Below are 18,836 nucleotides of genomic sequence, written 5' to 3'. Positions count from 1 at the left end.
AATGACGTGGTCCGCGCGTAGTCTCTGGGCGGGAAGTTGGCGGGACGGGCGCTAAGCGCGACGCTGCCGCGCGCGGTCGCCGGCGAAGCCGCGGACCACATGCGCACGCACGAATTCCGCTGCCACGTCGGGATTGTCCATGTCCAGCGTCGACGACGGCGTGCTGAACAGTGAGAAAAGTATCCGGGCGAACCATTCGCCGGCGGCCTGCACGTCCAGGTCCCTGCGAACCTCGCCGGTCAGCTTGGCCGCGGACAGGTACGGGGCGAAGAAGTCGACGCATTCGCGCAACAGCACGGCGGCGTCCTTGGTTAGCAGCAGGCTGATCGCGTCTTCGTCGAAGTACCGCCCGGCCGCAAGGCTCCGCCGGGCCTGCGTCACGAACACGGCGGCGCGGCTCAGCTTCTCTTCCAACGACCCGCCCCGGTCCATCGCCTCGGACATCTCGCGGTAGAACTGCTCGGATGCGTGCTCGGCGCACGCTTCCAGAATGGAACCCTTGTCGCTGAAGTACTCGTAGATTGTGCTGCGGGATACGTTGGCAGTCTTCGCGATATCGACGATGGTGGTCTTCTGCAGCCCGTGGCGGCGGAAGCACGCGTACGCGGACTCGACGATGAGCTCGCGAGTGTCCGACGCCTGGGTGATGGAGGCCTGGGTCATCCGAGCGCCCTCAGCCGGCCGGCGCCAGAATCAGCCCGCTGGTCGGCACCCCGGTGCCCGACGTGACCAGCACGTGCTCGACGCCGTCGACCTGGTTGCAGGAGGTGCCGCGCACCTGCCGCACGCCCTCGGTGATGCCGTTCATGCCGTGGATGTACGCCTCGCCGAGCAGCCCGCCGTTGGTGTTGATCGGAAATTCTCCGCCGAGCGACAGGCGCTCGACGGTGGCGAAGTCCTTGGCCTCGCCGCGCCCGCAGAAGCCGAGCTCCTCGAGCTGGGTGAACACAAACGGCGTGAAATGGTCGTAGATGAAGGCGGTTTGGATGTCCTGGGGCTTGAGGCCCGAATCGCGCCAGAGCTTTTCGGCGACCACGCCCATTTCGGGCAGCCCGGTGATGTCGTCGCGGTAGTAGCTGGTCATCATCTCGCCGTCCGCGGCCGCGCCTTGGGCGGCGGCGGTGATGATGGCCGGCGGCTGGCGCAGGTCGCGGGCGCGCTCGGCGCTGGTCACCACCAGGGCGACCCCGCCGTCAGTCTCCTGGCAGCAATCCAGCAGTCGCAACACGGGTTCGATGATCCAGCGGGAGTTCTGGTGGTCCGCGAGCGTGATCGGGCGCTGGTAGAACCAGGCGTCTGGATTGGTGGCCGCGTGCGCTCGGTCGACGACGGCGATGCGGCCGAAGTCCTCGTTGGTCACCCCGTAGGTCGACATGTAGCGCTGGGCGTGCAGCGCGACCCAGGCCGCGGGGGTGAGCAAGCCAAACGGCGCATAATGCGCCATGAACAGCGGGGTTTCGGCGCTGGTGCGGCCGCTGCCGCCGAAGCGGAAGCCGGAGCGTTCGTTGAACGCGCGCCAGCAGACGACCACGTCGGCGACGCCCGTCGCGACGGCCATCGCCGCGTGCACCACGGTGCCGGCCGCCGCCCCGCCGCCGTGATGCACGCGGGAGAAGAAGCTCAGGTCGCCGATGCCCACGTTGCGCGCGATGTCGATCTCGTCGCTGGAGTCCATCGTGAAGGTGACCATGCCATCGACGTCATCCGGTTCCAGGCCGGCATCGTCGAGCGCGGAACTGACCGCCTCACAAGCCAATTGCAGCTCGCTGCGTCCGGACTCCTTGGAGAACTCGGTCTGGCCGATTCCGGCGATGGCACAGCTGCCGGGCAGCGAGCGGCTCATGTGCCCGCCCCGTCGAGCAGGCTGAGGATCGCGGTGCCGGAGACGTGGTCACCAAGGCTGTTGGTGCCCTTGAACGTTACTTCGATGAAGTTCTCACCATCGTGCCCGGCCGTCTTGCCGGTCACGCTGCCGGTGAAGCGCAGCGGGTCGTCGGGGAAGCAGGGCACGCCCAGGCGAATCGACAGGTTCTTCACCATCGCCTCGGGGCCGGCCCAGTCGGTGAGGAAGCGCACGCAATATCCGTTGGTCGTCAGGATGTTCATGAACAGGTTCGGCGAACCCTGCTTGTTGGCGAAGTCGCGGTCGTGGTGCACCGGCATGAAATCCCGCGACGCGATCGCGCCGGCGACGATCATCGTTGTTGTGACGGGGATTTCGAGCGGGGTGACCTCGTGACCGAGTTCGATGTCGGCCCACTGCAAGGTCCTCTTGGGCGCGGCATTGGCGGTCGTCACTGCTTTGGTTCTATCGGCCGGAACTGATGCAGCACAAGGTCGTCATCGAAGGTCCGGTAGAAGACCTCGACCGGCATCCCGACCGTGACGTCAGGTGGGGCGATGTCACACAGGTTGGATACCAGTCGCACCCCTTCGTCGAGCTGCACCAGCACGACGATGTAGGGATAGTCGAAGAAGGGGAACCGGGGTTCGAGCGGCATGACATAGCTGTAGACGGTGCCGCGGCCGGGCGACTCGATCGTGTTCCATTCCAGGGAGCGGCATTTCGGGCACATGGGCCGGGGCGGATGGCGCAGTGCGCCGCAGCCGGTGCAGCGCTGGATCAGCAGCTTGTGCTCGCGCAGGCCGTTCCAGAAGAATTCGGTGTCCCGGCTGACCGCGGGTGCCAAGCGGGGCGCCATCAGCGTTCCGGCCTGAATCGCAGCACGCGGAATCGCTGTCGCCCCAGCACCTCACCGTTCTGGTCGGTGTACGTCGTCAACCAGGTCAGGAAATAGCCGGTCCCCAGCGCCGTCTTCTTCTCCTCGGAGACGTCCTCGTAGACCGCGGTCGCGGTGATGACGTCGCCCAGTCGGGGATAGCGTTCGATCTCGAATTCCGAGTTCGTCGCCACCGTGCTGGTGTAGCCGGCGTCGTCGAGGAATTTCGTTGGGTTGCTTGTGATCTCGACGGGGGAGCCGCCCCGGTCACCGATGCCCTCGAGCTTCGGCGCCGGCATCGTCCAGGTCTGCAGCATGACGGGCGACGACACGATGCCGCCGAACCTCGATGCGGCGGCGAACTCCGGATCCAAATAGGCCGGGTTCATGTCGTCGAGCGCATGAGCCCAGTGCCGGATCATCGGCTGGTTGACGGGATCCGGTGCCACTGAGGGCTTTCCGGTGCCGCCGGTGGGCCGCCCGACGAGCGCCCGAAGCTTGTCATGCAGCTCGTTCGGCGAATCGGTCATGCGTTCGCCCCCAGCCGCACCGGCATGCGTTTCACGCCGGGGACCATGGTCGCCCGCATCCGGTCCACCTCGCCGACCAGCTCCAGGTTGGGAAAGCGGCGCAGCAGCTCGTCGAACAGGACGCATGCCTCGAGACGCGCCAATTGCGCACCCAGGCAGGAGTGTTCACCGCAGCCGAACGCGATGTGCGGATTGGGGTGTCGCGTCACCTTGAATTCTTCTGCGTCGCTACCGAATACGTCCTCGTCGCGGTTGGCCGACCCATAGAGCATCACGACCACCTCGCCCTCGGCGATCGCCTGGCCGCGGATCTCGACGTCGGCCGTCGCGGTGCGCGCCATATGGACCACCGGGCTGTTCCACCGCAACATTTCCTCGACGGCGCCCGGAATCAGCGACGGCTCGTCGACCAGCAGGCGCAACTGGTCGGGGTGCCGGATCAGCGCGCAGGTGCCCAGCGCGATCAGGTTGCGGGTTGTTTCGTTGCCGGCAACGAGCAGCAGGAAGGCGAAGTTGAGCAGGTCTTCGTCGGTGAGCCGATCCCCGTCGATCTCGGCATTGGCGAGAATCGACAGCATGTCCTCGCGCGCCTCGACGCGCCTGGCCGCGATCAGCTCCCCAAAGTAGTCGTAGCATTGCCCAAGGGCCACAAAGATTTCCAGCTCGATCTCCGGGTCGGCGGTCCCCGTGGCCGCATCCGACCAGGTTCGGAACCGCTCCCAATCGTCGGGCGGAGCGCCCAGCAGTTCGGCGATGATGCGGGTGGGCAGCGGAGCGGCGATCTCTTCGGCGAACTCGACGGTCGAATCGGGCTCGACGCGATCGAGGATCCCGCGCACGATCTCCCGGATTTTCGGCTCGAGGATGTTCACCTGCCGGCGCGTGAAACCCGCGTTGATCAGCTTGCGCAGCTGGCGGTGTCGCGGCGGGTCGGTGAACAGCAGGCTGCCCTGCTGCACCGGGTTGGGGATATGCGGATCGGGGATGGTGACGCCCCGGGCGGAGGAGAACAGGGCCGGGTTACTGGACACGAAACGGCAGTCCTCGTACTTGAGCAGCGCCCAGAAGTTGGTGACGTCGTTCCAGCACACCGGCGATGTGGCGCGCAACTCCCGGTAGGCCGGGTACGGATCGCCGGCGTAGAAGTCGGGGGAGTGCAAGGGAAAAGTGGTCCGCACGGCAGGCCCCTCTCGGGCGACAGGCATCCGACAGATTGACGCGATCTGTCCTGCGAGACAGGTCTACTCCGCGCGGCCCGGTACTGTCAATACGCGGACAACGCATCTGAGAAAGCCACAAATTCGCGTCCTCGACGATTGACGGCGAAGTCTGACGGGTGAACACTGAGTCACGAGATGACCGATGGATGAGGTGGCATATGCCCGGACTTGTCGACACATACCAGCTGTACATCGACGGCACATGGGTCGAGCCGCAGGACGGTCGCTATGACGACATCGACCCGGCCACCGAAAAGCCCATCGGTACCGCGCCCGACGCGAGCGTCGCCCAGGTCGGGGAGGCGATCGCCGCCGCGCGCCGGGCCTTCGACACCGGGCCTTGGGCGAGGACCGGTCCCGAGGAGCGGGCCCGCTGCCTCAACCAGCTCGGCGAGGCCCTGCGCAAGCACGCCGACGAGTTCTTCGCACTGTCGCAGGTGGAGTGGGGCTGCGTCGCCAATGAGCGCGTGATGCAGATCGACGGCGCCGCATACATGTCCATGCATGCGGCCCAACTCGCCACGAAGTTGACCGACGAGCCGGTCACCGGAGTCGGCGCCGGAACGACGCTGCTGCGTCGCGAGCCGCTCGGTGTCGTGTCGATCCTGACACCGTGGAACTTTCCCCACTGCCTCAACGTCTTGAAGGTGAATAACGCTCTGGCCGCGGGCAATACGGTCGTGCTCAAGCCCTCGCCGCTGACGCCGTTCGCGGGACTCGCCCTCGCGGCCATCATCGACGAGCACACCGACATCCCGCCGGGCGTTGTCAACGTCGTCACGCCGTCCAGCCTCGAGGCCGCCAGGCTGCTGACCACCGATCCGCGCATCGACATGGTCAGCTTCACCGGCAGCTCGGCCGTCGGCTGCGAGGTCATGCGGGCCGCCGGCGATGCAATGAAGCGCCTCTTGCTCGAGTGCGGCGGGAAGTCGGCGAGCATCGTGCTCGACGACACCCAGGTGACCGACGAGATGCTGCAGCAGATGCTGTTCGATTGCTGCTCGCTGCATGCCGGGCAGGCCTGCATCCTGCACAGCCGGCTCCTGCTTCCGGATTCGCTGCACGACGACGTCGTCGACCGGCTCGTCGCGCTCGCCCGTGAGGTCCGCGTCAGCGACCCGAGGGACCCCGAGGCGCAGATGGGCCCGCTCATCAGCGCCGCCCAGCTGGCGCGCGTTCAGGCCCACGTCGACGGGGCGGTCAGCGACGGGGCGAAGCTGGCGACCGGCGGCGGCCGCCCCGCCGGCCTGGACGTCGGCTACTACTTCGAGCCCACGATTCTCACCGACGTCGACCCGGATTCGACGATCGCCCAGGAAGAAGTGTTCGGGCCCGTGCTTTCGGTGCTGCGCTACCGCGACGACGACGACGCGGTAGCGATCGCCAACAACTCCCGCTACGGGCTTTCCGGCGCCGTCTGGGGCGGCGACGTGGACCGGGCGGTCGGGGTTGCGCGCCGCATCCGCACCGGCCAGGTCGCGGTCAACGGGGTGGGGCCGGGTGACGCCCCGTTCGGCGGGTTCAAATTGAGCGGGTTCGGCCGCGAAAGCGGCGGGATAAGCGGGCTGCACCAGTACATGGAAGTGAAGGCCATCGGCGTTCCTGCCTGAGATACCTGAAGAAGGCCGTGAACACCGCAGCGCTGCGCCCAGGGTCGCCGAAGTGAGCCTTTGGTAAACGGCGCGCCGCATGCCAAGCTGCTGGACATGGCCATCGCGATCGCCCGCCCCAAGCTGGAAGGCAACATCGCCGTCGGGGAGGACCGCCAGATCGGTTTCGCCGAGTTCGGTGCCCCGTGGGGTCGCGCGGTCTTCTGGTTTCACGGAACGCCCGGCGCCCGGCGGCAGATCCCGGTCGAGGCTCGGGTCTACGCCGAGCAGCACGACATCCGCCTGATCGGCATCGACCGGCCGGGTATCGGTTCGTCGACGCCCCATCGGTACCAGAACATTCGGGCGTTCGGCGATGACTTGCGGACCATCGCGGACACGCTGGGCATTCACAAAATGGCGGTGATCGGCCTGTCCGGCGGCGGCCCGTACGCGCTGGCCGCCGCCGCGGTGCTGCCCGACCGGATCGTGGCCGCCGGGGTGCTCGGCGGCGTGGCGCCATTCCTCGGCGACGAGGGGATCGCCAGCGGTCTGATGAACCTCGGTAAGCGAGCGGCGCCATTGTTGCGGCTGGGTGGTGACCCGCTGCGGATCGGCGCGAGCCTGATGATCCGGGCGATCCGCCCGGTCGCCAATACCGCGCTCGAGCTCTACGCCCTGGTGTCACCCGAAGGCGACCGGCGCCTGCTCACCCGGCCCGAGTTCAAGGCCATGTTCCTCGACGACCTGCTCAACGGCAGCCGCAAGCAACTGGCGGCCCCCTTCAACGACATCATCCTGTTCACGCAGGACTGGGGTTTCCGGCTCGACCAGGTCAAGGTCCCGGTCCGCTGGTGGCACGGCGACAGCGACCACATCGTCCCCTTCGCCCACGGGGAACACGTCGTTTCTCTGCTGCCCGACGCCGAGCTGTTCGTCCTGCACGGCGAAAGCCACCTGGGCGGGCTGGGGCGCGGCGAGGAGATCCTGTCCACCCTGATGAAGATCTGGGACGAGCAGTAACCTGCTCACGTGTTGCTGGCATCGCTGAACCCGTCGGCCGTCACCGCCATCGACATCGCGGACGCGGTCAGGATCGACGGTGCGGTGCTGAGCCGTAGCGACTTGGTCGGTGCCGCAACGTCGGTGGCCGAGCGGGTCGCCGGGGCGAACCGCGTCGCCGTCCTCGCCACGCCGACCGCGTCGACGGTGCTGGCGATCACCGGCTGCCTGATCGCCGGCGTGCCCTTTGTCCCGATACCCTCGGATGTCGGTGTGGCCGAACGTCGCCACATGCTCACCGATTCGAGGGTGCAGGCGTGGCTGGGCCCGACGCCCGCGCAGCCGGAAGGGCTGCCGCACATCCCGGTTCGTTTGCACGCCCGCTCTTGGCACCGGTACCCCGAGCCGTCGCCCGATGACCCCGCGATGGTCGTCTACACCTCGGGCACCACCGGGCTGCCCAAGGGCGTTCAGCTGAGCCGTCGCGCGATCGCCGCCGATCTGGACGCCCTCGCCGAGGCCTGGCAGTGGACGGCCGACGACGTCCTGGTGCACGGCCTGCCACTGTTTCACGTACATGGGCTGGTGCTGGGGCTGCTCGGGTCGCTGCGGATGGGAAATCGCTTCGTGCACACCGGGAAACCCACACCGGCCGGCTACGCGCACGCCCGCGAACAGGCCGGCGGCACCCTGTATTTCGGCGTCCCGACGGTATGGTCGCGGGTCGCGTCCGACGAGTCGGCGGCCAGGGCGCTGCGGCCTGCTCGGCTACTGGTGTCCGGGAGCGCAGCGCTGCCGGTGCCGGTGTTCGACCGGCTGGCCGAGCTGACCGGGCATCAGGCCATCGAACGGTACGGCACCTCGGAGTCGCTGATCACGATCTCCACGCGGGCCGACGGAGAGCGGCGTCCCGGCTGGGTGGGCCTGCCCATCGCCGGCGTGCAGACGCGGCTGCTCGACGACAACGACGCGCCCGCCCCGCATGACGGCGAAACGGTTGGGCGCCTTCAGGTTCGGGGCCCGACGATGTTTGACGGATACCTGAATCGGCCGGAAGCCACCGCGGAGGCGTTCGATGCCGATGGCTGGTATCGCACCGGCGATGTCGCGGTGATCGACGGCGGCGGCATGCACCGCATCGTGGGACGCGAGTCCGTCGACCTGATCAAGTCGGGCGGATACCGCGTCGGCGCCGGCGAGATTGAAACGTCGTTGCTCGGTCATCCCGGCGTGGCAGAGGCGGCCGTCGTCGGGCTGCCCGACGAGGACCTGGGACAGCGCATCGTCGCCTACGTCGTCGGCGCGGCCGACCCGGATGAGCTTATCGAGTTTGTCGCCCAACAGCTTTCGGTGCACAAGCGGCCGCGTGAGGTACGGGTCGTAGACAGCCTGCCACGCAACGCGATGGGCAAGGTCCTCAAGAAGCAGTTGCTGGCCGAGGGATGAACCCCGGCCCACGCGAGGGCCGACGAACGTACATGCTTTTGGGCGACACGCAGGATATTGCCAGCTATCCACCAAGCAGGACGGCCAAGCTTCCCCTACCGTCGTAGCGGTGAAGACAGGCAACCCGGGTGGCACCGCCGTGACGATGGTGGCCGGCCCGGCGTCCACACCGATGCGGCGAGTGGCGATCTCGTGTCTTGTCGGGTCGGCGATCGAGTACTACGACTTCCTCATCTATGGCACGGCGGCCGCGCTGGTCTTTCCTTTCGTGTTCTTCCCCGGCCTGGGCCCGACGTTGGCCACGGTCGCCTCGATGGCGACGTTTGCCACCGCGTTCCTGTCCCGGCCGCTGGGGGCCGCGGTATTCGGATACTTCGGTGACCGGCTGGGCCGCAAGAAGACGCTGATCGCCACGCTGCTGATCATGGCGGTGTCGACCGTGAGCGTCGGCGTGGTGCCCAGCACGGCGGCCATCGGGGCGGCGGCGCCGGTGATCCTGATCGCGCTGCGGATTCTGCAAGGCTTTGCCGTCGGCGGCGAATGGGCGGGCTCGGCGTTGTTGAGCGCCGAGTACGCGCCTCCCGCCAAACGGGGCCGCTACGGCATGTTCACCCTGCTCGGCGCCGGCACGGCCGGGGTGATGAGCAGCCTGACGTTTCTGGGCGTCAACGTCAGCATCGGTGAACAGAGCTCCGCCTTCATGCAGTGGGGATGGCGCTTGCCGTTCCTGCTCAGCGCGGCGCTGATCGGAATCGCCCTCTACGTCCGGCTCAACATCGACGAGACGCCGGTGTTCGCCGAGGAAAAGGCGCGCAACATGGTCCCCAAAGCGCCGCTCGCGGAGCTGGTGCGCCTGCAGCGCCGGGAGATCGCCCTGGGTGCCGGCAGCATTCTGGGCGGCTTTGGCTTCGCCTACATGGGCAACACGTACCTGATCGTCTATGCCCACTCCCAGCTGGGCTATTCGCGCAGCTTCATCTGGTCGGTCGGCGTCCTGGCCGGTCTGGTCAGCATCGCCGTCGTCTCGTTTTCCGCCGGCATGAGCGACCGGATCGGGCGGCGTCGCGTGATGTTGCTGGGCTGGTGGTGCTGTCTGCCATGGGCGTTCGTGGTGATGCCGTTGATGAACACCGGCAATCCCCTGCTATACGCGGTGGCCATCGTCGGCATGTCCGCCACCGGCGGAATCGGCTCCGGGCCCACGGGAGCCTTCATCCCCGAACTGTTCGCCACCCGCTACCGCTACAGCGGGGCGGCGATGGTGGTGAATCTGTCAGGCGTCGTCGCTGGTGCCCTGCCGCCGCTGATTGCCGGGACGCTGGTGGCAACCTACGGCAGCTGGGCGATCGATCTGATGCTGGCCGCGCTCGTGCTGGCCAGCCTGGTGTGTACCTATCTCCTGCCGGAAACCAGCGGAACGCCCCTTGGCGCCGGCCTGGAACGTGTGGGCCGCTGACTTCAGTTGGCGTGCAGATCCTCGTTGAGCGCGATGCCCTGGCCGTCGCGTGCCACCACCTCGACGGCCCCGGTGACCGAATTGCGCCGGAACAACAGGTTATTCGCCCCGGAGAGCTCACGGGCCTTGACGGTGTTGCCGTCGGCCGTCGTGATCTTGGTGCCGGCGGTGACATAAAGGCCGGCCTCGACGACGCAGTCGTCGCCGAGCGAAATGCCCAGCCCCGCGTTGGCCCCGAGCAGGCACCGCTTGCCTATCGAGATCACAGCGGTGCCGCCGCCGGACAGCGTGCCCATGATCGACGCCCCACCACCGACGTCCGACCCGTCGCCCACCACGACGCCCGCCGAGATGCGGCCTTCCACCATCGATGAGCCCAGCGTGCCGGCGTTGTAGTTGACGAAGCCCTCGTGCATCACCGTCGTGCCGGGCGCCAGGTGGGCGCCCAACCGCACCCGGTCGGCGTCGGCGATGCGGACGCCGGTAGGCACGACGTAGTCGACCATTCGCGGGAATTTGTCGATGCCGTAGACCGTCACCGGTCCCTGGCGGCGCAGCCGCGCCCGGACCGCTTCGAAACCCTCGATGGCGCAGGGTCCGCGATTGGTCCACACGACGTTGGTCAATACGCCGAACAAGCCGCCGGCGTTCAGCCCGTGCGGCGCCACCAGGCGGTGCGACAACAGGTGGAGCCGCAGGTAGGCGTCGTAGGCGTCGGCGGCGACGTCATCCAGCGAGCCGATGACCGTGCGCACGGCGATCGTTTCGGTGCCGCGGTCGTCGTCGCGGCCGACGAGCGCGCCCAGCTCCGGGGGAACGTCCGACATCGCCAGTCGCGAGGTGGCGCTGGTGCCCGATTCGGTCAGTTCCGGCGCGGGAAACCACGTGTCGAGGATCGACCCATCCGAGGCCAGCGTCGCCAGCCCGATTCCTGCAGCTCCAGTCACGGCGGACACGCTACTTGCCCAGGCCGTGCCACTACCCTTGGGGGCGTGCTGGACTTGCGCGGGGATCCGATCGAGTTGACCGCGGCGCTCGTCGACATTCCCAGCGAATCGAGAAACGAAGCCTGCCTGGCCGACGAGGTGGAGGCCGCGCTGCGCGCCCAAACGTCGGGCTTCGAGATAATTCGCAACGGCAACGCCGTTTTGGCGCGCACCCAGTGGGGTCGGCCATCACGCGTGCTGTTGGCCGGGCACCTGGACACCGTCCCGGCGGCCGGAAACCTGCCCAGCCGCCGCGCGGACGGCGACCTGTTCGGCTGCGGCACCGCGGACATGAAGTCCGGTGACGCGGTCTTCCTCCACCTGGCCGCGACCGTGGCCGAACCGGTGCACGACCTGACGTTGGTGTTCTACGACTGCGAGGAAATCGACGCGGCCGCAAACGGTTTGGGCCGCATCGAGCGCGAGCTGCCAGGGTGGTTGTCCGCCGACGTGGCCATCCTGGGCGAGCCCACCGCGGGCTACATCGAGGCCGGCTGTCAGGGCACGCTGCGCGTGGTCGTCAGCGCCGCCGGAACCCGCGCCCACTCGGCCCGTTCCTGGTTGGGCGACAACGCCATTCACAAGCTGGGCGCCGTGCTGGACAGGCTGGCCGAGTACTCCGCTCGCGACGCCGACATCGACGGGTGCGTCTACCGGGAAGGCCTCTCGGCGGTGCGCATCGACGGCGGCGTGGCCGGCAACGTGATTCCCGACGCCGCCTCGGTGACCGTCAACTTCCGTTTCGCCCCGGACCGGTCGGTGGCCGCCGCGATGCAACACGTGCGCGACGTGTTCGACGGGCTCGACGTGCGGATCGAGCAGACCGACGCCGCCCCCGGCGCGCTGCCCGGCCTGTCACAGCCCGCCGCCAAGGCGCTGGTCGAAGCCGCCGGGGGACGGGTGCGTGCCAAATATGGCTGGACCGACGTGGCGCGGTTCGCCGGGCTGGGCATTCCGGCGGTCAATTTCGGGCCTGGTGACCCCAACGTGGCGCACACCCGCGACGAGCGGGTGGCGGTCGCCAACATCACCGAAGCGGCGGAAATGCTGCGGCGGTATCTCAGCGCGTAGCACCCTGTAGCACTTTCTGCTACACTGCAGAAATGGTTCGGACCATCGCCCAGCGTGAACTGCGCAACGAAAACGCCAAGGTGATCGAAGCGGTGACCGCGGGTGAGACGTTCGTGGTCACGCGCAACGGTGAGCCGGTGGCCGAGCTTCGGCCGATCAGGTCCGCCCGGCGCACTTTCATTTCCCGCGATGAAGTCGCTGCGTTGGCAACGACCGGCGTGCGTATCGATCATCGTCGGTTCCGTGCCGACCTTGACCGCCTGATAGAGCAGGGACTCTAGCGTGTCGTCAGGGCTCCTCGACACCTCCGTCGTCGTGGACTGGCATGACCCGGCCGTGCTCGCTGCACTGCCCGACGAGATCGCGATATCCGCTGTCACCGCAGCCGAATTGGCGGCCGGTCCACTCCTGGCCGCGGACCCCGTCGAAGCGGCGAAGCGGCAGGCCCGGTTGCAGGAGGTCGAGTCGGCACTAGAACCGATCCCGTTCGACGCGGCCGCCGCACGCAGCTACGGCCTCATTGTCGGGGCAGTCATCCGGGACGGTCGCACGCCGCGGAGCCGATTCGCCGATCTGCTGATCGCGGCGACCGCGCACGCCAGCCGCCTGGACCTCTACACCCGAAACGCTGACGACTTCACCTGGCTGGAAGGCCTGGTAGGCGTCGTCGCCATCTGAGCAATCAGGGTGTGACGGCCACGTCGACGGTGTCCGCGCCCGCGTTGGCCACGACCGCCAGCACCGGGGCATTGGGCGCCGAAACCACCTGTCCGCCAGTGATATTTACCTGATAGCCGTTCGGATACTCGACGGGCGGGACCGAGACGAACGTCGGCGCGCCGGGCGGGAAACGGCCACCGCGGTCGACCCGTTCCGTCGAATAACACAGCCGGAAGGTGCCCGAGCGAAACGACCACTCCCTGGGCGTGCCAGCGACCACCTGAGGATACGGCGCCGCCAACACCGCGAGCTTCGCCGCGTTGACGTTGCCGCCGGTCGGCGGCAGGGCCGGGTTGAACACCAGCGCCTGGTCGGTCGGCGACGAGCTCGTCTTGTCGTTGCCGGTATACGCCCACTCCAGCCAGCCCATCCGCTGGCGGTCGGTGTGGCGCATCACCTCGGCGATGTTCTTCAGGTCATTGGTCGCGCCGAACTCGGTCAGCAGTGGGGGGATGCCATTGAGGCCCGCGTAGAGGCTGGCGTTGGTGATCGTGATGCCGTCCTGAAAGCGGCAGGCGACGTTTTTGTGCAGCGCTGATTCGATGGCGCAGTAGTCGTGGAACGAGAACCCGGTGTACGGGTCGGCGACGTGGCCGAGGTCGGTGTGGATGCCCTCGTCGAATAAGGTGTTCGGCTCGAAGAACACCAGCCTGGTCGGGTCGGCGGCGCGGATGGCCGGCACGATCTTCCGGTAGAAGTCGGTGAGCTTGTGGTCCTGCAGCGGGCAGCCCAGCACCGGGTTGACACAACCCTCCCAGATGAAGCCGGGCCACGGCTCGTTCAACACCTCATAGCCGAAAACCGCTGGGTTGCCGCGAAAGAAGCCCGCGACATGCGCCCAGGAGCGTGCGTAGTGGTCCTGCAACCCGGCCCCGTCCGGCGCTGGTGCGTTGCGCCAGAAGGCGTTCCAGGCGAACTCCTCGGCCGGATTCGCGAAGTAGTTACCGGGAAAGCCCAATTGCGGGTTGGGCAGCCCGTCGGTCTTGACAGCCCACGCAGGTGCTCCCTCGCCCTGGAACACCTCGTTGTAAAGATCCTGGTGAAAATCCAGGAGGCTGACGATGCCGTGGGACGCCAGCGTCCCCACGGTCTGCGCGATCGAGGCGAGGTAGTTGTCGTCATAGCTGCCCGGCTGCGGCTCGACCGCCGCCCAGATGACGCCGAGCCGCATCGCGTTGAAACCATTGGCCGCAAGGAAAGTCGCGTCGTCGTCCCCGAACCCGTCGGCCGAGGGCTCGTAGGGCGGCACCTTGTAAACCTGGTTGAGCCCGTGCAACACCACGACGCGACCGTCCGTGTCGGTCATCCACTGCCCGACGTGACCGAGCGGCAACGTCGGCCCGGCGGCCGCCGCCGACGCCCGTGGTGGATCGACCGCCGACGATGCATCGGTCGCCAGGGCGGCGACCAGCACGCCGGCCGCGACCAGGCCGGCCGAACGGCAACGCCAAATCACTGTGCAAATGGTGACGCCTGCGGGTCACCGCGTTAACACGGATCCGTCACGGTTGGCACACAATGCGGCGAGCCTACGACGCCCGGCGCCGCTGCGCCTGTGCGGCGGCATCGGCGGCCGCGGCGCGCATCCCCACCGCCGCAAGGTCATTCGACACCGCCACGAGCGCATCTTCATCGCCGGCCGCCAATGCGCGCGCATGGGCGAGGGCCAGCGCTCCCATCGCGCAGTCGATCTGGCCGCACAACCGCGTCAACGGGTCCACCGCGCGGGTGTCCCCGAGCCGCACCGCATCCTGCCAGGCGCGCAGCGCCACGGCCGACTGGCCGCCGCGCTCGGCCATCCGCGCGGCATCGCGCGCAGCCGCCACCGCGCCGTGTGAGTCGCGCATGGCCGCCAGTCGCCACGCCCGCGCCACACCCAGTTCGGGGGCGAACATCGCCGACTTGGTTCCGTGCCGAGATTCGGCCCTGCTCAATGCCTTTGCCGCCGCCGCAGTGTCTCCCCGCTGGGCGAGCGCAGTAGCCAGCAGGATCAGCGACAACGGTCCCCAGGAATAGCCCGTGCGTTGCAGGGTGGCGGCCGCCGGCTCTAATAGGGCTGCGGCCCTGTCGAATTCGCCCTCGACGACCAGCACGTGTGCCAGCAACACCTCGCCGATCGCACGGCCGGGCTGCTGCAGTTCGGCGAAGTCGGTGAACTGCTGGGCGAGTCGGCGCGCCTCGTCGAGACGACCGGACATCACCAGCGCGGTGGTCTGGCCCATGCCGATCGTGAAGCGCAGCAGGCCGGGATGCTCGGCCGCCAGGGCGCGCTCCGCAAGCGCTTCGACGTCGTCGAACCGGCCCTGCCTCGCCGCGCACAGCGCGGCCGCGCTGGCCGCCCACGCCACCGCCTGATCGTCCGCGGACGGCGACGCGAGCACTTCGCCCGCGACCTTGACGGCGTGCCCGATGTTGCCGGCGTTCATCGCAAAGGTGGCGCTGAGCGCGTCGAGGGTGGTGCGTGGGCCCGCGTCGGTGACCCGGTTGCGGATGGTCCGCAGGAACGTGGTGGCCCGCTCGGGCTCGCTGAGCATCCAGAACTGGTTGGCCGCCCGCAGCAGCGTCCAGTCCATGAGCGCCTGCTCGGTCAGCGCGGCAGGGTCGACGGCGGCCAGCACCGCGTCGGCGTCACGACCACGGCCCTGCCACGCCAGTGCGTGCGCCAGCGCCAGGCGCGCCGCCAAGCCGCCGGAGCGCTCCAGCGCCGAGCGGGCCAGCCGTTCACCCAGCTCGAGATCGCCGAGCCGCAACGCCTGCTGCGCCGCGCCGACGACCTCGGCGACCCTCTGCGGGGCGTCGCTGTCCACCGCCAGCGACGCCAGCCGCAGCCGGTCGGTGAGATGGTCCGACGCATGCTGTGACAGCAGCTCGACGACCTCGGCGCGTCGTCGTCGCGCACCGTCGGCGCCGAGCGCCGCGCGCGCCCGGTCGGCGAACAGCGGGTGCGCGGTGTACACCATGGGGTCGTAGGAGCGCCCGCCGCACACCCGGGTTTCCGCCGCGCCCCAGTCCTGCGCCTCACGCACCGCGCCGTCGCCGGCCAGGGAGGTGAGGTCGGCGAGCGAGAGCGGCTCCGCGACGGCCAGATAGTCCAGCACGGCGCGTGCCGCGCCAGGCAGCTCGGCGAGGAACGCGTCGACCTCTTTCGCGCTGGTCGCGCCGCCGGGCGACTCGATGTCGAGGCGGTCCAGCAGGCCGTCGGTCCACAGCGCCGCAATGGCGTCGGGCGCGGGGTCTGCGCAAGCGGTGACGATCATCCGGGCGGCGCCGGCCAGCGCCAACTGGTACACCAGCGTGGCCGACAGCACGTCGAGGTCGTGGGCGTCGTCGACCACGAGCAGCAGATCCTCCTGCCGTCGGCTCAGAGATGCCCGGGCCGCCCGCAACAGCGCCGCGGGCTTGCCCACGTCGGCGATGTCGATCAGATGGCCGAAGGCACCGAAGGGCACAACGCGCTCGGTCGGGGTGCCGGTGACCCAACGGATCTGCGTGCTCGGGTGCCGCTCGGCGAAGTCTTCGGCGGCCAATCGGGCCAACGTGGACTTGCCGACCCCGTCGGGCCCGAGCACGACCGCACCGCCCGTCGACGAGGCCTCCAGCGCGGCGCCCAGCCGCTCCGACGCCGCCGCGTGTTGGGGGACGTTCCATCGAACGGGCACTGCCGGATTTTATTGCGCGCGGTGTGCGCGCCGCACCGGGCGTGGTCTACCTTTCGAGGTATGCGCCCGGAACGCGATGAGTCCCGCGACTGGGCGGTGTGTGTGTACTGCGCTTCCGGCCCCGAGCACCCCGAATTGCTCGCGCTCGCTTGCGAACTCGGCGAGGCGATCGCCGAGCGCGGCTGGACCCTGGTTTGGGGCGGCGGCCGGGTGTCTGCGATGGGTGCGGTGGCCAGCGCGGTGCGCGCCCGGGGTGGCCGCACCGTCGGCGTCATCCCGCAGAACTTGATGCGACGCGAGGTCGCCGACCGGGACGCCGACGAGCTGATCGTCAGCGAGACCATGCGCGAGCGCAAACAGATCATGGAAGATCGCGCCGACGCGTTCCTGGTGCTGCCGGGCGGGGTCGGCACCCTGGACGAACTGCTCGACGCGTGGACCACCGGGTATCTCGGCTTGCACGGCAAACCCATCGTGCTGCTGGACCCTTTCGGCCACTACGAGGGCCTGTGGGTCTGGTTGTGCGGGTTGCTCGACAGCGGCTACATCGCGCAAGCGGCGATGGACCGGTTGGTGCTGGTCGATAAGGTGGGTGCCGCACTGGAGGCCTGCTCACCGAACGAAATCGAGGATTGACGTGCGCGCTCACGACCGAGGAACCCGAACGGCGGTCAGACTCGCCGACATTGCCGCCGGGGCTCCCGGTCTGCTGGCCGACATGCCGGTGATCGTGCGCGGGGCGTTGACCGGGCTGCTGGCGCGACCCGGCTCCAAGAAGTCGATCGGCACGGTTTTCCAGGAGCGGGCCGCTCGCTACGGCGACCGGATCTTCCTGAGGTTCGGCGAGGAACAAGTGACCTATCGCGACGCCAATGCGGCGGCCAACCGCTATGCCGCGGTGCTGGCCGCGCGCGGTGTCGGCCGCGGCGACGTCGTCGCGATCATGCTGCGCAACTCGCCCAACGCGGTGCTGGCGATGCTCGCCGCGGTCAAGTGTGGCGCCGTTGCCGGCATGCTCAACTACCACCAGCGCGGCGAGGTGTTGGCGCACAGCCTGGGCCTGCTGGACGCCAAGGTGTTGATCGCCGAGACCGACCTGGTCAGCACCGTGGCGGAGTGCGGTGGCCCGGGTAGCGCCGAGACGCTGACCGTCGAGGACCTGGAGCGGTTCGCGGCGAGCGCCTCGGCCGCCAATCCGGCTTCGGCATCGGCGGTGCAGGCCAAGGACACCGCGTTTTACATCTTCACCTCGGGCACGACCGGATTCCCCAAGGCCAGCGTGATGACGCACCTGCGGTGGCTGAAGGCGCTGGCCGCGTTCGGCGGCATCGGGCTGCGGTTGAAGAGCTCCGACACGCTGTACAGCTGCCTGCCGCTGTACCACAACAACGCGCTGACGGTGGCCATGTCATCGGTGATCACATCGGGCGCGACGCTGGCGCTGGGCAAGTCGTTTTCGGCGTCGAAGTTCTGGGACGAGGTGATCGCCAACGAGGCCACCGCGTTCATCTACATCGGCGAGATCTGCCGCTACCTGCTCAACCAGCCTGCCAAGCCGACCGACCGGGCGCACAAAGTGCGGGTGATCGCCGGCAACGGTCTGCGCCCGGAGATCTGGGACGAGTTCACGCAGCGCTTCGGGATTGCGCGGGTCTGCGAGTTCTACGCGTCCAGCGAGGGCAACACGGCGTTCATCAACGTCTTCAACGTCCCACGGAGCACCGGCGTCTTTCCGATGCCCTTGGCCTATGTCGAGTACGACCCGGACACCGGCGCCCCGCTGCGCGACCAAAACGGGCGGGTGCGCAGGGTGCCGCCCGGGGAGCCCGGTCTGTTGCTCAGCAAGGTGAACCGGCTGCAGCCGTTCGACGGCTACACGGATCAGGAGTCGAGCGAAAAGAAGTTGGTACGCAACGCTTTTCGTGAGGGCGACTGCTGGTTCAATTCGGGCGACGTGATGAGTCCGCAGGGCATCGGGCACGCGGCCTTCGTCGACCGGCTCGGCGACACCTTCCGGTGGAAGGGCGAAAACGTCGCTACCACGCAGGTCGAAGCGGCGCTGGCGTCCGACGAGTCCGTCGAGGAATGCACGGTCTTCGGCGTCGAGATCCCGCACACCGGCGGTCGCGCCGGGATGGCCGCGGTCAAGCTGCGTGAGGGCTTCGAGTTCGACGGCCAGTCCCTGGCCCGCGCGGTTTACGGCCAACTTCCCCCCTACGCGCTGCCGTTGTTCGTGCGCGTGGTGGAGTCGCTGGAACACACCACGACGTTCAAGAGCCGCAAGGTGGAGTTGCGCCAGCAGGCCTACGGCTCCGACGTGCAGGATCCGCTGTACGTGCTGGCCGGCCGCGACGAGGGCTACGTGCCGTACTACGACGAATATCCCGAGGAAATCGCCGCGGGCAAGCGCCCGAAGGGCTGAGTGTCCGGCTGGCCG

The 18,836-nt window shown here is 68.3% G+C and carries 18 protein-coding genes; 9 read left to right on the top strand and 9 right to left on the bottom strand.

Annotated elements, in window-relative coordinates; genetic code table 11:
• Nucleotides 1-51 precede the first annotated feature (51 nt).
• From JO059_RS09355 to JO059_RS09330, 6 genes are read right to left on the bottom strand one after another with little or no spacing between them, the layout of a single operon-like run.
• Nucleotides 52-663, bottom strand: coding sequence for a TetR/AcrR family transcriptional regulator (locus JO059_RS09355; RefSeq protein ID WP_293315980.1), 612 nt, complete (start codon nt 661-663; stop codon nt 52-54).
• A 10-nt stretch (nt 664-673) separates the two neighbouring features.
• On the bottom strand, nt 674-1,843 hold the full coding sequence (locus tag JO059_RS09350; RefSeq protein ID WP_293315978.1) for a lipid-transfer protein: 1,170 nt from the start codon (nt 1,841-1,843) through the stop codon (nt 674-676).
• Nucleotides 1,840-2,298: a MaoC family dehydratase gene (locus JO059_RS09345; protein WP_293315976.1), complete on the bottom strand. Its 459-nt coding sequence runs from the start codon at nt 2,296-2,298 to the stop codon at nt 1,840-1,842. The genes JO059_RS09350 and JO059_RS09345 overlap by 4 nt, the downstream gene beginning before the upstream one ends.
• Nucleotides 2,295-2,702, bottom strand: coding sequence for a Zn-ribbon domain-containing OB-fold protein (locus JO059_RS09340; protein ID WP_293315974.1), 408 nt, complete (start codon nt 2,700-2,702; stop codon nt 2,295-2,297). Before JO059_RS09340 ends, JO059_RS09345 begins: the two co-directional genes overlap by 4 nt.
• Nucleotides 2,702-3,250: a MaoC family dehydratase N-terminal domain-containing protein gene (locus tag JO059_RS09335; protein ID WP_293315972.1), complete on the bottom strand. Its 549-nt coding sequence runs from the start codon at nt 3,248-3,250 to the stop codon at nt 2,702-2,704. The genes JO059_RS09340 and JO059_RS09335 overlap by 1 nt, the downstream gene beginning before the upstream one ends.
• Nucleotides 3,247-4,455, bottom strand: a complete 1,209-nt coding sequence (locus tag JO059_RS09330; RefSeq protein WP_293315970.1) for a cytochrome P450 — start codon at nt 4,453-4,455, stop codon at nt 3,247-3,249. Before JO059_RS09330 ends, JO059_RS09335 begins: the two co-directional genes overlap by 4 nt.
• Before the next feature lie 173 nt (nt 4,456-4,628).
• Here JO059_RS09330 and JO059_RS09325 point away from each other — a divergent pair, with 173 nt between their 5' ends.
• The 4 genes from JO059_RS09325 (at nt 4,629) to JO059_RS09310 (ending at nt 9,963) form a co-directional block, all read left to right on the top strand.
• On the top strand, nt 4,629-6,080 hold the full coding sequence (locus tag JO059_RS09325; protein ID WP_293315968.1) for an aldehyde dehydrogenase family protein: 1,452 nt from the start codon (nt 4,629-4,631) through the stop codon (nt 6,078-6,080).
• Between the two features lie 96 nt (nt 6,081-6,176).
• Nucleotides 6,177-7,082 carry an alpha/beta hydrolase gene (locus JO059_RS09320; protein WP_293315966.1) on the top strand — a complete coding sequence of 302 codons (906 nt, stop codon included), beginning with the start codon at nt 6,177-6,179 and terminating at the stop codon, nt 7,080-7,082.
• 9 nt (nt 7,083-7,091) lie between these two features.
• Nucleotides 7,092-8,507, top strand: a complete 1,416-nt coding sequence (locus JO059_RS09315; protein ID WP_293315964.1) for an acyl-CoA synthetase — start codon at nt 7,092-7,094, stop codon at nt 8,505-8,507.
• A 172-nt stretch (nt 8,508-8,679) separates the two neighbouring features.
• The gene (locus JO059_RS09310; protein WP_293316020.1) at nt 8,680-9,963 is read left to right on the top strand and encodes an MFS transporter; all 1,284 of its coding nucleotides are present in this window, start codon (nt 8,680-8,682) and stop codon (nt 9,961-9,963) included.
• A 2-nt stretch (nt 9,964-9,965) separates the two neighbouring features.
• On the opposite strand, the gene dapD is transcribed toward JO059_RS09310, so the two are convergent.
• Nucleotides 9,966-10,919: a 2,3,4,5-tetrahydropyridine-2,6-dicarboxylate N-succinyltransferase gene (gene dapD / locus JO059_RS09305; RefSeq protein ID WP_293315962.1), complete on the bottom strand. Its 954-nt coding sequence runs from the start codon at nt 10,917-10,919 to the stop codon at nt 9,966-9,968.
• A gap of 36 nt (nt 10,920-10,955) precedes the next feature.
• On the opposite strand from dapD, the gene dapE reads away from it, so the two are divergent.
• From dapE to JO059_RS09290, 3 genes are read left to right on the top strand one after another with little or no spacing between them, the layout of a single operon-like run.
• Entirely contained in the window at nt 10,956-12,020 is a 1,065-nt protein-coding gene (gene dapE, locus JO059_RS09300) for a succinyl-diaminopimelate desuccinylase (RefSeq protein ID WP_293315960.1), read from the top strand.
• Between the two features lie 32 nt (nt 12,021-12,052).
• Nucleotides 12,053-12,301, top strand: a complete 249-nt coding sequence (locus JO059_RS09295; RefSeq protein ID WP_293315958.1) for a type II toxin-antitoxin system prevent-host-death family antitoxin — start codon at nt 12,053-12,055, stop codon at nt 12,299-12,301.
• Between the two features lies 1 nt (nt 12,302).
• Complete coding sequence (locus JO059_RS09290) at nt 12,303-12,698, top strand: type II toxin-antitoxin system VapC family toxin (RefSeq protein ID WP_293315956.1); 396 nt, start codon at nt 12,303-12,305, stop codon at nt 12,696-12,698.
• A 4-nt stretch (nt 12,699-12,702) separates the two neighbouring features.
• Here the strand turns inward: JO059_RS09290 and JO059_RS09285 are convergent, their stop codons facing one another.
• Together JO059_RS09285 and JO059_RS09280 are read right to left on the bottom strand one after the other, a co-directional pair.
• Nucleotides 12,703-14,196 carry a cellulase family glycosylhydrolase gene (locus JO059_RS09285; protein ID WP_293315954.1) on the bottom strand — a complete coding sequence of 498 codons (1,494 nt, stop codon included), beginning with the start codon at nt 14,194-14,196 and terminating at the stop codon, nt 12,703-12,705.
• A gap of 73 nt (nt 14,197-14,269) precedes the next feature.
• Nucleotides 14,270-16,399 (bottom strand): GTPase domain-containing protein, encoded by a 2,130-nt coding sequence (locus tag JO059_RS09280; protein WP_293315952.1) that lies wholly within the window; start codon nt 16,397-16,399, stop codon nt 14,270-14,272.
• A gap of 60 nt (nt 16,400-16,459) precedes the next feature.
• Between JO059_RS09280 and JO059_RS09275 the strand changes: the two genes are divergently transcribed.
• Nucleotides 16,460-17,035 (top strand): TIGR00730 family Rossman fold protein, encoded by a 576-nt coding sequence (locus tag JO059_RS09275; RefSeq protein WP_293315950.1) that lies wholly within the window; start codon nt 16,460-16,462, stop codon nt 17,033-17,035.
• Nucleotide 17,036: 1 nt separating this feature from the next.
• On the top strand, nt 17,037-18,821 hold the full coding sequence (gene fadD6, locus JO059_RS09270; RefSeq protein ID WP_293315948.1) for a long-chain-acyl-CoA synthetase FadD6: 1,785 nt from the start codon (nt 17,037-17,039) through the stop codon (nt 18,819-18,821).
• Nucleotides 18,822-18,836: the final 15 nt, after the last annotated feature.

Origin of the sequence: Mycobacterium sp. (genome assembly GCF_019247615.1) — a bacterium.
Classification (GTDB): Bacteria; Actinomycetota; Actinomycetes; order Mycobacteriales; family Mycobacteriaceae; genus Mycobacterium.
Note: the sequence above shows the minus strand (reverse complement) of the source record. Positions and strands in the feature narration are given on the sequence as shown.